We start from the raw sequence: 11,868 nt of genomic DNA on the forward strand, positions 1-11,868 counted from the left end.
GCTGGAACTAACGTCAAGCGCTGCGACGTCGGCATCACTCCAACGCTCTACTCGCCGTCACCAACGCCGCCGGGGTAGTTCGTCCCGAATCTGGACACTTCGACACCGCAATGTCTCTCCTCGGCCGGGCCCCTGTTGCTCGGCTTGGAAGTTCTTCCGGTTCGCGCATGTGAAAATGAAGGAAGGTAGGGATGCTGGCCGGGTAAGGATGAATGCGCGGCCGTAAAAGTCGCGGTGGGGCGCAGGCCAGAAGTGTCCAGAATGGACATCAACGGCCTTGCGCCCCACCCGCAACAAGTACCACGGTGGTGTGACTGCGCGACCTTGGCGTGAGTGCACGAACCACCAGGGTCGCGCGTGTTCGTCCTCCGTCCCGCAACGCGACTCCATCGCCTCGGTAAAGACCGCAAGCGGCCTTTCCGCTCGGCTCAGTCGCGCGTGAGCTTCCTATAGGTGACGCGGTGGGGACGAGCTGCTTCGACACCCAGGCGCTGGACCTTGTTCTCCTCGTAGGAGGCGAAGTTCCCCTCGAACCAGTACCAAGAGGCCGGGTTATCCTCGGTGCCCTCCCACGCCAGGATGTGGGTGGCCACACGATCCAGGAACCAGCGGTCGTGGGTGATGACCACCGAGCAGCCCGCAAAGTTCAGCAGCGCGTTCTCCAGCGAGGACAACGTCTCCACGTCCAGGTCATTAGTGGGCTCGTCCAGCAGAATCAGGTTGCCGCCCTGCTTCAGCGTGAGCGCCAGGTTCAGACGGTTGCGCTCACCACCGGACAGCACGCCAGCCGGCTTCTGCTGATCGGCGCCCTTGAAGCCGAAGGAGGCCACGTAGGCACGCGAGGGCATCTCCACCTGGCCCACCTGGATGTAGTCCAGCCCGTCGGAGACAACCTCCCACAAAGTCTTCTTCGGGTCGATGCCCGCACGGTTCTGGTCTACGTAGGAAAGCTTGACCGTCTTGCCGATCTTCAACTCGCCGTCGTCGAGCGGCTCCAGCCCCACGATCGTCTTAAACAGAGTGGTCTTGCCGACCCCGTTGGGGCCCACGATGCCGACGATGCCGTTGCGCGGCAGCGTGAAGGACAGGTTGTCAATCAGGGTGCGCCCATCGAAACCCTTCGTGAGCTTGGTGGCCTCCAGGACCTGGTTACCCAGGCGCGGACCCGGCGGGATCTGGATCTCCTCAAAGTCAAGCTTGCGGGTGCGCTCCGCCTCCGCGGCCATCTCCTCATAGCGGGCCAAGCGGGCCTTGGACTTCGCCTGACGCCCGCGCGCGGAGGAACGCACCCACTCCAACTCATCCTTCAGACGCTTGGCAAGCTTGGCGTCCTTCTTGCCCTGGACCTCCAGACGCTTCTCCTTGGTCTCCAGGTAGGTGGAGTAGTTGCCCTCATAGGGGTAAAGGTGACCACGGTCGACCTCGGCGATCCACTCGGCCACATGGTCCAGGAAGTAACGGTCGTGGGTGACGGCGATGACGGCGCCCTTGTAGGCCTTCAAGTGCTGCTCCAACCAGAGCACTGACTCGGCGTCAAGGTGGTTGGTGGGCTCGTCCAGCAGCAGCAGGTCGGGCGCCTCCAGCAGCAGCTTGCACAGGGCCACTCGGCGCCTCTCACCACCGGAGAGGTGCTTGACCTCGGCATCCGGCGGGGGGCAGCGCAGGGCATCCATGGCCTGCTCCAGCTGAGAGTCAAGGTCCCATGCGTTTGCGGCGTCGAGCTGGTCCTGCAGGGTGCCCATCTCCGCCATAAGCGCGTCGAAGTCGGCGTCGGGGTCGGCCATGGCGGCGGAGATCTCGTTGAACCGGTCGAGCTTGCCCTTGATCTCTGCGACGCCCTCCTCCACGTTGCCGAGCACGGTCTTTTCCTCGTTCAGCGGCGGCTCCTGCAGCAGGATGCCGACGCTATAGCCCGGGGACAGCCGGGCCTCGCCGTTGGAGGGCTGGTCGATGCCGGCCATGATCTTCAGGATCGATGACTTGCCAGCGCCGTTGGGGCCGACCATGCCGATCTTGGCCCCCGGGAGGAAAGCCATGGTGACGTCGTCCAGGATGACCTTGTCACCGTGCGCCTTGCGCGCCTTGATCATCTGGTAGATGAATTCAGCCACAGGTCTGATACGCCTTTCGAAGGGTTGCTCGGATTCACTCGCGCCCCGACGACGCCACTCCCCCGGACTCGCCGGGGCGCGGCCTTCGTCGTCGGCGCGCACCACCACCCAGCCTACGGGAGCGGAGGGACCGGGGCGACGACGCCGGACCGTGACGCCGTGCACGTGTGCCCGGCGGTGCGTGCCGGTTGGCGGTTTACGACCTTGGGGTACGTTCCACGACCCCGGGGTAGTCGTAAAACGCTCCCCAAGGTCGTGAATCGACATCAAGCCTGCCCTCAGCCAGCACCATTCACGCTACCGGCGCGCCTTGTGAAGTAGCAGCACGATCACCCCTGCAACCAGCCACAGAAAGCCGATGACAGCCCAGGTGACCGGTTCGTCCACGGGGACGCCGGTGCTCACCGCCAACAGGTTGGACAGATGGAATCCTCCGTGCACGCCCACAGCCGCCCAGGTCGAGCCCGACACCCAGCGGGCGGCCATCGCCGCCACCCCGAAGCCGAAGGGCATGGCCAAGTAGATGACACGCTCGGTCCAGCTCTGCTGGCCGCCCTGAGAAATCAAGTGCATGACGGTGAAGGCGAGCACCGATACGGCTGCCGCCACCCGGGTTGAGCCGAGAGAGCGGAACAGCCAGCCCCGCCACACCAGTTCCTCGGGAATCCCCTGCAGGAAGAACCCCAGGGCGATCTGAATCAGGATCGCCGACCACCACGTGTCACCCGGCATGGCGGACTCCTCCCGGGCGATGCCGAGCGCTTCGTCTACGGCTCCGGCCACCGGCATGACCGCGAAGGCGAGGGCGATCATGCCGACGCACCAGGTCAGCGCCCGCGGGCTCGGTCGCAGCGCCAGGGGCGGTGGGGCTCGCGTGGTCCAAGCGGTTGATCAGCAGCCGGGTGCACACGAACGCGACCAGGGTCGCCGTGGACATGATTGCAAGGACGGCCAGGCAGAGCGCCAGTAGCCCAGCGGTCCCCCGGCCGAAGACCTTTCCGTCCAGCAGCGCCTGCACTCCCGGTATGGCCATGACGAGCACCGGCACCGTGGCGCTCAGCAGCATGACCGCGATGGCGATCACCACCCGTAGCACGGCGCCGCCCGGGCCCGGCCGGCCCGCTCGCGCCTCCAGCTCCGCATCTGTTTTGACTCCTGCCCCAGTGATCTCGTGTGCGCCCATATCGATCACGTTAAGTGGCGCGAGTCACCGTTTCCAGAGCCGACGGCGATAACCAGGGCCGACACGCCGCGGATTCAGGGATCTATACGGGTTCTCCCCGAGTGGCCCTACCGCCCCGGCCCCGCGCAAGGCCCGGCTACACTTCAAGGGCATGAACCCAGTTACCCGCCCCCGGAAGGCCGAAGCGGGCGACAAGATCGCGGTGCTGTCGCCGTCGCTGGCTGCGCCCGCGATCGGGCCCGCAGTTCATGAGCAGGCGTTGGAGCGGCTTCGCGCCATAACCGGCCTGGTGCCGGTGGAGTTCCCCACCACCCGCCGTCTCGGAGCGTCGGCGGGCGAACGCGCCGACGATCTGAATGCCGCCTTCGCCGATCCGAGCATCCGCGCAATCATCGCCACTGCGGGCGGCGACGACGAGATGACGGTCCTGCCCCTCCTTGATCCCGAGCCGCTCCTGCGCGATCCCAAGCCGGTACTCGGTTACAGCGACAACACCAATCTTCACCACTGGCTGTGGTCGCACGGTGTGTGCAGCTTCCACGGCGGCGCCACCCAGGTTCACCTGGGGCCCGGGCCCGACGTGGACGCCATTCATCGCGCCTCGCTGCGCGCCGCACTGCTGACGGGTGAGACACTGGAGATCACCGAGCCGGGATACTCGGAGGACTTCGGCAAGGACTGGGCCGACCCGCGAGCGCTGACCGAGTACGGGACCCGTGAGCAGACGGAGCCATGGCTTTGGGACGGGCCGGCCACGGTAATCAGCGGGCCCGGCTGGGGCGGATGTTTGGAGGTAGTGGTTCTGGGCCTCGCCGCAGGGCGCATCCTGGCCGATGCCAGTGCCCTTGATGGCTGCGTGCTGATGCTGGAGACCTCCGAAATACTGCCGAGTCGGGAACTGGTTGCGGGCATGCTGCGCTCCTTGGGGGAACGAGGAGTGCTTGAAGCCGCAGCAGCCGTCCTGCTGGCCCGGCCGCCCGCCTCCAGTCTCCAGACCTCTCCTGATGCTCAGGCGCGTGCACAATATCGGCAGGAGCAGGCTCAGGGCGCACTTGAGATCATCCGGCGCTACAACACGGCGGCACCGGTCTGCACTGGAATCCCATTCGGGCACACCCGGCCCCAGTGGATCCTCCCCCACGGCGGCACACTCACCGTCGACGCCACTTCCCGGCGGATCACTGCCTCATACGCCTGACGACTCTTGCGGATCGTCTCTTGCACCGCGCCAAGACTTCATCCGCACGCCCATGGCACCATCAGCCTCGAAGAGCCGACAACCTCCATGTGCATTTCATCGAGCGAGATGTTCATTTGAAATATGACTGTCGTCACCATGTCTCGCGTCGGCGCAGAACTCCCCGCGCTTGTGGACGATGCCCGCGAAGGCGCCGTCTTCCTGACCAAGCGGGGCTGGACCGCAGCTGTTCTCATCAGCCCGGCGGCCTAGGTCCTGTTATGTCAGTGCTTGGGTGGCGGTTGGGCGTGTCAAGCCCCAGGCGCGCCCAGGGTTTGGACCGCCCGCCTCTGTTTGGACCCCTTACGTCGGTTTGGACCCCTGGCGTCGGTCCGGACCGCCCCAGTAGCACACTACGGCGGTCCAAACAGAGCAAAGCGGTCCAAATGGAGACTGACGGCCCAAACAGAAAGAAACGGTCCAAACAAGGCACGCCGACGGCGGACACCCCCCACGACACGCCGGACAACATCCCCGTCAGCCCGAGGACGACCCCGATCCGGCGAGAACGTCCTTTTCAGCCCGAAACCCTCAGAATGTGAAGGGCCCGGAGATGACAAGGTCGTCCTCAACAGACCGACGCCAACCGAAGACGACCTCACACACCCGAAAACGACCACCACACCGCAACCCGGGATCCAACCACCACACCCTCACACCGGAAGAGCCACCAACGCGGCCGTGCAAGACCCACCGACCCCCTTCGACCGTCGGCAACCCGACCCCGACACCGCGGCAATGCCCTGCGCGCCTGACTGCATACAACGACCCTCACCGAGCACACAACCGGCCCGCCCGCAGGCACCCACCCCCACCGACAACCTGGCCCGGGACAACGCCCTCAACAGCACCAGAACCGAACAACCACCACAAACGACTTACACAACACGACCTAATCCAGGGGGCGATCGCCCTGCTTGCCACCAACCCGCACCCTCCCGGATGCCGCCCTCTCAAAGGCCGTCCCGCCTGGCGGGTACGCGTGGGCGAATACCGCATCATCTACACGATCGACGACGGCCGACTCGTCGTCGTTGTGGTCACGCTCGGACACCGCCGCGACGTGTACCGCTGAACAGGCCACCTGGACCGCCGCCGGCCGGGAAGACCGCTCTCGCAGGCTCAGTCGGCGGCCTGCTCCTGCTGCTTGCGCCAGCGGATACCGGCGTCGATGAAGCCGTCAATGTCGCCGTCGAACACCGAGTCGGGGTTGCCGACCTCATAGTTGGTGCGCAGATCCTTGACCATCTGGTAGGGGTTGAGCACGTAGGAGCGCATCTGGTCACCCCAGGAGGCCTTAACGTCGCCGGCCAGCTCCTTCTTCTTGGCGTCCTCCTCCTGCTGCTTGAGCAGCAGCAGGCGGGACTGGAGCACGCGCATGGCGGCAGCGCGGTTCTGGATCTGGGACTTCTCATCCTGCATGGACACCACCAGCCCGGTGGGCAGGTGCGTGATGCGCACCGCGGAGTCGGTGGTGTTCACGGACTGGCCGCCGGGACCGGAGGAGCGGAAGACGTCAACGCGGATGTCGGCCTCGGGAACGTCGATGTGGTCGGTGGACTCAATCAGCGGGATAACCTCCACCGCGGCAAAGGAGGTTTGGCGGCGTCCCTGGTTGTCGAAGGGGCTTATGCGCACCAGGCGGTGGGTGCCGCCCTCCACGCTGAGCGTGCCGTAGGCGTATGGGGCGTGCACCTCAAAGGTGACGGATTTCAGCCCCGCCTCCTCAGCGTAGGAGGTATTGAGCACCTTGACCGGGTAGTCGTGACGCTCCGCCCAGCGGGTGTACATGCGCAGCAGCATCTCGGCGAAGTCGGCGGCGTCCACACCGCCCGCGCCGGAGCGGATGGTGACCACGGCGTCGCGCTGGTCGTACTCGCCGGACAGCAGGGTGCGGATCTCCAGGTCGGACAGGTCCTTACGCACCCCGGCCAGGTCCTGCTCGGCCTCGGCGAGCAGTTCCGCGGCGTCCTCCCCGGACTCCTCCCCTGCCATCTCCACCATGGTCTCCAGGTCGTCGATGCGTCCGCCCAGCGCCTGCACGCGCTTGAGGTCGGCCTGCGCGTGAGACAGGGCGGAGGTGACGGCCTGGGCGGCGTCGGGGTCATCCCATAGGTCGGGGGCGGCGGCCTGCTCGGACAGCTCGGCGATGCGCCCGCGCAGCGCCTCAGGGTCCGTCACGGCGACGACGGAGGCGTAGGTGTGTCGGAGCTGCTCGATCTCGGCGGGGAAGTCTGTGGCCACGGGCCGAGTCTAGAACAGACCCGCGGACCGAGCCGACGGCCGGGGCCCAGTCATCTCCGACGGCGGCGGGCTGCCTCACATGCCGGTGGTGGCCCGAGCAGTTCCGGTGGCCGTGATGGTGAAGCCCGCTGCGGGGATCACGCCCCAGGGCAGGAAGGGCGGCCGCGAGTGGGCGCTCAGGGTGACCACGGCGGTGGCGCCATCTGGACTGTAGGCCTCCAGGATCCGCAAATCACTCAGGTCAACCGGCTGCTTCACCAAATCGGCGGACGCCGCAAGCTGCACACCGGCATCGGACAGTGCACCGGGCCCGGCTTGCGTGGTGGTACCGCCGAAGTAGGAGTCCTCATCTACCGCATCGGCGGCTGCGGCCGCGGCCGAATCGGCCAGGGAGGTCAGGGTCTTCAAGTCCAGGTAGATGGCCGTGGCCGAAGCCACTACCAGCGTCAGCGCTAGGACGACGGCGATCAGCCCTACCCCCAGCAGGAGGGTCTGTCCGTCCTCCGCACCACTGACCCGACACATCCTTCCGGCAGCCAACCTCACCCGCTCGCGCATCGTGTGCCAGCGGCTGTGCGCGACCAAAGTCATGGATCGTCCCCCGTTCCGGCGAGAGTGACCGAACGCTCGGCGTCTATGACGACCACATCTCGCCCCACTCCGGCCCAGGCCAGCAGTGGCAGGTCTACACCGGTTTCCACTCGCACCACTGCAGCACTGCAGGGGGTATCCGCACAGGCCACGGTCATAGCACTGGCGGGGTCCACGTCGAGTCCCTGATCCGACAGGGCCAATCCCACAGCGGTGCGGGCGTGGACAACCGCCACCTCGCCACGCTCCACCTCCAGGATGCGGCTGGCGGCATCAACAGCCGAGGCCACAGCGAAAGAGGCGGCCTGCACCTGCGCGAGGGCAATGAGCAGGTAGACCACGGGCACCACCAGGACCACAGTCCAGCCGATGAACTCCACCGGCGCATTGCCCGCCTCCGGTTCAACCCCGGGCGGAGCGAGACCGCGCAGGAGCCACCGCACACGCGGGCGCAGCCGCCGCCCGCCGACGCCTGCACCGCACCGGCTGATGCCCCGACCGTTCACGGTTCACCCCCATCCACGCCCACCAGCGCGGCCTCGTCGACGGCGTGCCCGGTAACGTGCAGCGTCCCACCTGGCCCCAGTAGGCCCAGCATCGGCAGGGGCGCGGTCACGTCCACGCGCACAACCACCACGCCGTCGGAACTGGTGCGGGTGACGGTTACGTCCTGGACGTAGCCGTCGGCGAGGGCGGCACCGGCCAGGGCACGCACGCGCGCGTCCGCTTCGGCGGTGGTGCCGCCGACCAGGGCGGCACGGCGCGCACCCTCCCCGGCAGCGTCGGTGAGCACATTGCGCACGTGCATCCCCAGGGCCAGCTGCAGCAGGGCCAGCGACACGGCGATCACGAGGACGCCGACGAGCACGAAGTCGACGACGGCCGCACCGTATTCGCCCTTCTCGCGGTGAAGAGCTCCCCGTTCAGATGGCACCGGTGACCTTGGCGATGGCGTCGTTGAACACCTGTGTCAGCGTCGGACCGGCCACCGCCCACAGGGCGACGACCAGGCCGGCGGTCATGAGGGTGACCAGCACCCAGCCGGGCACATCGCCGCGCTCGTCGTGCAGGTTGCGGAGCCGGGTTTGCAGGTAGATGCTGAGACGACGCTTGAGGGTGTGCATGGGATTCTCCGTTTCTTGATGACTTGTATGACGGTTTCGAGGAGGTGGTGTGGCGCAGTGCTGGGATACGGGCACAGGCGGATCTGCGGGCAATCAGGTCATAGGCCGATCCGCAGCACGAACAGGCCCGGAAAGAGGGCGAAGACGACGGTGATGGGCAGGATGAGGAAGACGACGGGCACCATCTGAGCGATCTCACGGCGCCCACCCTCCTCCATGAGGGCTCGCCGGGAGGCCTCCCGCGCATCGGCGGCCTGTGCGCGCAGCACATCAGCCAACGGGGTGCCACGTTCCAGAGCGATCGCAATGGCCTCCGACAGGCGGGTCACTTGCAGTGAGCCGACCCGTTCCTCCAGATGGGCCAAGGCAGTGGTCAGCACGGTTCCGGAATTAACGTCCGCCACGGTCAGTTCGAGTTCCTCGATGAGCTCGCCGCGTCCCACCTGCGTGACCCGCTCGATGGCGGCGACAGGCCCCTGACCGGCGCCCACCACGAGGGCCAGGAGTTCGACGACGTCGGGCAGTTGAGATTCGATTCTCTCGCGACGCCGCTCCACGGTGCGCGTAAGCCACCAGTCACGGGCCGCCGCCCCGCCGACGGTTGCCAGCAGCGTAAGAATCAGCAGCAGCGGCACGTTGACCCGCCCGGTCATCGATAGTGCCAACCCGGTGCCGACGGCGAGGGCCAGTCCGGCCACGGCCCACAGCAGCTGCTGGGTGCGTAGTTCCTCATAACTCAGTCCCGTCCCGGAGCGGGCCAGGCGCCTGCGTACCGACTCGGCGGAGGAGCCGATCGCCTCCAGCAGGCCGCCGAGCCGGGTGACCGTCTCCAGCAGGAGGCCGCTGACGGTCTGAGCGTCGGCAGCCGGTGCTGCGCTCAGCAGCCGCGAGGTGCTGGGGCGCGGCTGCACGTAGGGCTCCAGGCGCGAGACCAGGGTGGGACGGCGACGTCGCAGGGCATCGCTGACCAGCAGGATGCCGCAGGCGGCCAGCAGGCCGGTCAGTGCACCGGCGAGGACATGGCTCATCGCAGCACCCGCTCTTCCTCGGGCAGGCGGCCGAGCCGGAGCATGAGCCGGTAGGCCACCAGGGTCACCGCCCCGCCGACGGCCAGGACCAGGGCGCCCGTGGCACTGGCGTAGGCGGCTGCTGCCGGAGGGCGGGTGGACAGCAGTGCCAACACGATCCAAGGGGCCGCCACCGCCACGCGCGCCCCGTTTACCGTCCAGGACTGGCGGGCCTCCAGCTCACCACGGGTACGCATGTCCTCTCGCAGCATCCGCGACAACGAACGCAGCAGCGTAGTCAGGTCACTGCCGCCGACCTCGTGTGCCAACCGCAGGGCCTCGACGATACGATCGGCGACCGGATCGGCCAAGCGGGCCTTGAGCCGGTCCAGTGCCTGGTCGAAACGGGCGCTGGTGGCGTAGTCGACGCCGAAGGCTCGCATTTCCTCCTTTATGGCCTCGGGGCCGCGCTCTCCCAGATTGGTCAACGCCTCGGGCAGGCTCATGCCCGCGCGCACACCCGACACCAGCGTGTCGACCGCCTCCGGCCACACCTCACGCAGGTTGCTGCGACGAGCACGCGCCCGTGAGGAGACGACCAGCAGGGGCGCGCCGGCGGCGATGGCGCCGAAGGCGGCCGCGATCGACCAGGCGCCGGAAACACCCAAGAAGACCAGGGCGACCACAGTCCCCAGGACGATACTGCCGAGCACGAATACGGCCGGACTGGTGCGGCCGACCCCCGCCTGCACCAGCAGGTCCGTCAGACGCCGCTGCCGCGCCGAGCGCCACCGGGGCGGCTCGCCGGTCAGGGCGAGCCAGATCAGGATCATGCCGCTGCCTGCCAGCAGCCCGGCCAGGGCACCCATCAGGACCACTCCCCGGTGTCGGCACGAGCGGCGGCGCGCCGGCCACGACGTGTGCGCGCAACGTCTTCGGTGAGCAAGGCGGCCAGGTCGTGGCCGGCGCGGGCGTAGCGTTCAGGTGCGGGCGGCAGGCCCGGGCCGCGTACCAGCCGCCCGGCGTCGTCGCGGTGAAAGACATCAGACATCTCGATAGTGCCGTTCTCCACCCGCCCGGACAAGGCGGCGATCTCCCGGACCTGGCGGTGCCCGTCGGACCCCAGGTCCAGGTGAACCACCAGATCCACGGCTCCGGCGACCGTGGGAACCACGAAGGTCGCACTGACGTTCTCACCCGCCAGCAGTGGCAGGGTGCAGATCTTGATGACCGCCTCGCGGGCGGAATTGGCGTGCAATGTGGACATGGAGGGAAGCCCGGAGTTCATGGCGATCAGCAGATCGAGGGCCTCGGCCTCCCGGACCTCACCGATCAGCAACCGGTCCGGCCGCATGCGCAACGCCTCCTTCACCAGCCGACGCAGGCTGATTTCACCCACGCCCTCGAGGTTGGCGGCGCGGGTCTGCATGGCCACGCAGTCTCGGTTGCGCAGGGACAGCTCGAAGACCTCCTCGCAGGTGATCACGCGCTGTCCGGCGGGGATGGCGCCCGCCAAGGCACGCACCATGGTGGTTTTTCCAGCCTGCGTGGCACCTGAGACGAGAACATTGAGCCCCGCCTGCACGGAGGCGTCCAGGAAGGCGGCCGCCTGCGCGGTCAGCGACCCCATGCGCACCAGCTCGCTCGTACGCGCCGCCCGGGAGGTGTGCTTGCGGATATTCACCGCCCAGTGCTGCGAAGTTATGGGTGGGATCACCACATGCAGGCGCTCACCGCCGGGCAGTTGGGCGTCCACGAAGGGGCTGGCCAAATCCAGGCGGCGCCCGGAGACGCGCAGCATGCGCTCCACCAGGACGCGCAACTCCTCATCCTCCAGCAGCGTGGTGGTCAACTCGGGGCGGCCGGAGCGGGCCACGAACACGCGACCCGGAGCATTGCACCAGATCTCCTCCACCGCCTCGTCATCCAGGTAGTGCTGCAGCGGCCCCAAACCGGCCAGGGCGTCCACGGCGCGGGCGCCGGCGTCCTCGGGGTCGGACAGGGGAGGGACCAGTCCGGCGTCGGCGCGGGCGACGTAGTCGGCGCTCGCCTCGGCCACGAGCGCTTGCAGGGCAGCGGTCTGCGTCAGCGGGTCGACGCCGCGGCGCCGGACCAGCTCGCGGATCTCGGAGTGCAGCAGCGCTGCGGCATCCATGGCGGCCTCTCAGGGTTGATCGTATTGGGGTTTTGTACGGCAGCTGACTTGCAGGTGGTGTGCGTGACGCTGGCTCAGCGCTGAGGAGCCTCACGCGCCGACCATAGGTCACGACCGGACATAGGCGCCAGTCCGTATCAGTAACCTGTGGAAAACTCCTCGGATCCTCCACCAGCACCCGTGCCGGTGCACGAAATCAGGTAATCGTCTGAAAGA

At 67.5% G+C, this 11,868-nt stretch carries 14 protein-coding genes; 3 read left to right on the forward strand and 11 right to left on the reverse strand.

From position 1 onward, the window contains the following. Nucleotides 1–428: 428 nt before the first annotated feature. From ettA to CWT10_RS16835, 3 genes are all read right to left on the reverse strand, one after another. Nucleotides 429–2,111, reverse strand: coding sequence for an energy-dependent translational throttle protein EttA (gene ettA / locus CWT10_RS11905; RefSeq protein WP_103061966.1), 1,683 nt, complete (start codon nucleotides 2,109–2,111; stop codon nucleotides 429–431). Nucleotides 2,112–2,408: 297 nt separating this feature from the next. Continuing rightward, nucleotides 2,409–2,924, reverse strand: coding sequence for a CPBP family intramembrane glutamic endopeptidase (locus tag CWT10_RS11910; RefSeq protein ID WP_103061965.1), 516 nt, complete (start codon nucleotides 2,922–2,924; stop codon nucleotides 2,409–2,411). Continuing rightward, the gene (locus tag CWT10_RS16835) at nucleotides 2,833–3,294 is read right to left on the reverse strand and encodes a hypothetical protein (RefSeq protein ID WP_146032373.1); all 462 of its coding nucleotides are present in this window, start codon (nucleotides 3,292–3,294) and stop codon (nucleotides 2,833–2,835) included. The genes CWT10_RS11910 and CWT10_RS16835 overlap by 92 nt, the downstream gene beginning before the upstream one ends. A gap of 151 nt (nucleotides 3,295–3,445) precedes the next feature. Here CWT10_RS16835 and CWT10_RS11915 point away from each other — a divergent pair, with 151 nt between their 5' ends. The 3 genes from CWT10_RS11915 (at nucleotide 3,446) to CWT10_RS11920 (ending at nucleotide 5,606) form a co-directional block, all read left to right on the forward strand. Next, on the forward strand, nucleotides 3,446–4,492 hold the full coding sequence (locus CWT10_RS11915; protein WP_103061964.1) for an LD-carboxypeptidase: 1,047 nt from the start codon (nucleotides 3,446–3,448) through the stop codon (nucleotides 4,490–4,492). Between the two features lie 123 nt (nucleotides 4,493–4,615). After that, complete coding sequence (locus CWT10_RS17695) at nucleotides 4,616–4,744, forward strand: hypothetical protein (protein WP_269843707.1); 129 nt, start codon at nucleotides 4,616–4,618, stop codon at nucleotides 4,742–4,744. A 340-nt stretch (nucleotides 4,745–5,084) separates the two neighbouring features. Beyond that, nucleotides 5,085–5,606: a type II toxin-antitoxin system RelE family toxin gene (locus CWT10_RS11920; protein WP_103061963.1), complete on the forward strand. Its 522-nt coding sequence runs from the start codon at nucleotides 5,085–5,087 to the stop codon at nucleotides 5,604–5,606. Nucleotides 5,607–5,653: 47 nt separating this feature from the next. Here CWT10_RS11920 and prfB read toward each other — a convergent pair whose 3' ends face one another. From prfB to CWT10_RS11960, 8 genes are all read right to left on the reverse strand, one after another. After that, nucleotides 5,654–6,775 carry a peptide chain release factor 2 gene (prfB, locus tag CWT10_RS11925; protein ID WP_103061962.1) on the reverse strand — a complete coding sequence of 374 codons (1,122 nt, stop codon included), beginning with the start codon at nucleotides 6,773–6,775 and terminating at the stop codon, nucleotides 5,654–5,656. Between the two features lie 75 nt (nucleotides 6,776–6,850). Next, entirely contained in the window at nucleotides 6,851–7,366 is a 516-nt protein-coding gene (locus tag CWT10_RS11930; RefSeq protein WP_416171682.1) for a glycosyltransferase, read from the reverse strand. After that, nucleotides 7,363–7,872: a peptidase T4 gene (locus tag CWT10_RS11935; RefSeq protein WP_233188004.1), complete on the reverse strand. Its 510-nt coding sequence runs from the start codon at nucleotides 7,870–7,872 to the stop codon at nucleotides 7,363–7,365. Before CWT10_RS11935 ends, CWT10_RS11930 begins: the two co-directional genes overlap by 4 nt. After that, nucleotides 7,869–8,300, reverse strand: a complete 432-nt coding sequence (locus CWT10_RS11940) for a TadE/TadG family type IV pilus assembly protein (RefSeq protein WP_103061961.1) — start codon at nucleotides 8,298–8,300, stop codon at nucleotides 7,869–7,871. The genes CWT10_RS11935 and CWT10_RS11940 overlap by 4 nt, the downstream gene beginning before the upstream one ends. Continuing rightward, complete coding sequence (locus tag CWT10_RS11945; RefSeq protein WP_103061960.1) at nucleotides 8,290–8,490, reverse strand: hypothetical protein; 201 nt, start codon at nucleotides 8,488–8,490, stop codon at nucleotides 8,290–8,292. Before CWT10_RS11945 ends, CWT10_RS11940 begins: the two co-directional genes overlap by 11 nt. A gap of 98 nt (nucleotides 8,491–8,588) precedes the next feature. Further along, nucleotides 8,589–9,518 (reverse strand): type II secretion system F family protein, encoded by a 930-nt coding sequence (locus tag CWT10_RS11950; protein WP_103061959.1) that lies wholly within the window; start codon nucleotides 9,516–9,518, stop codon nucleotides 8,589–8,591. Then, nucleotides 9,515–10,366, reverse strand: a complete 852-nt coding sequence (locus CWT10_RS11955; RefSeq protein WP_103061958.1) for a type II secretion system F family protein — start codon at nucleotides 10,364–10,366, stop codon at nucleotides 9,515–9,517. The genes CWT10_RS11950 and CWT10_RS11955 overlap by 4 nt, the downstream gene beginning before the upstream one ends. Further along, complete coding sequence (locus CWT10_RS11960) at nucleotides 10,366–11,652, reverse strand: TadA family conjugal transfer-associated ATPase (protein ID WP_103061957.1); 1,287 nt, start codon at nucleotides 11,650–11,652, stop codon at nucleotides 10,366–10,368. Before CWT10_RS11960 ends, CWT10_RS11955 begins: the two co-directional genes overlap by 1 nt. Nucleotides 11,653–11,868 lie beyond the last annotated feature (216 nt).

The organism is Actinomyces qiguomingii (assembly GCF_004102025.1).
Lineage (GTDB): Bacteria > Actinomycetota > Actinomycetes > Actinomycetales > Actinomycetaceae > Actinomyces > Actinomyces qiguomingii.

Excerpts from the sequence above, each read along its gene's own strand:
- CWT10_RS17695 (WP_269843707.1), top strand. The coding sequence starts at position 4,616 with ATGACTGTCGTCACCATGTCTCGCGTCGGCGCAGAACTCCCCGCGCTT.
- CWT10_RS16835 (WP_146032373.1), bottom strand. The coding sequence starts at position 3,294 with ATGGGCGCACACGAGATCACTGGGGCAGGAGTCAAAACAGATGCGGAG.
- CWT10_RS11960 (WP_103061957.1), bottom strand. The coding sequence starts at position 11,652 with ATGGATGCCGCAGCGCTGCTGCACTCCGAGATCCGCGAGCTGGTCCGG.
- CWT10_RS11930 (WP_416171682.1), bottom strand. The coding sequence starts at position 7,366 with ATGACTTTGGTCGCGCACAGCCGCTGGCACACGATGCGCGAGCGGGTG.
- CWT10_RS11920 (WP_103061963.1), top strand. The coding sequence starts at position 5,085 with ATGACAAGGTCGTCCTCAACAGACCGACGCCAACCGAAGACGACCTCA.
- CWT10_RS11950 (WP_103061959.1), bottom strand. The coding sequence starts at position 9,518 with ATGAGCCATGTCCTCGCCGGTGCACTGACCGGCCTGCTGGCCGCCTGC.
- CWT10_RS11915 (WP_103061964.1), top strand. The coding sequence starts at position 3,446 with ATGAACCCAGTTACCCGCCCCCGGAAGGCCGAAGCGGGCGACAAGATC.
- CWT10_RS11955 (WP_103061958.1), bottom strand. The coding sequence starts at position 10,366 with ATGGGTGCCCTGGCCGGGCTGCTGGCAGGCAGCGGCATGATCCTGATC.
- CWT10_RS11910 (WP_103061965.1), bottom strand. The coding sequence starts at position 2,924 with ATGATCGCCCTCGCCTTCGCGGTCATGCCGGTGGCCGGAGCCGTAGAC.
- CWT10_RS11945 (WP_103061960.1), bottom strand. The coding sequence starts at position 8,490 with ATGCACACCCTCAAGCGTCGTCTCAGCATCTACCTGCAAACCCGGCTC.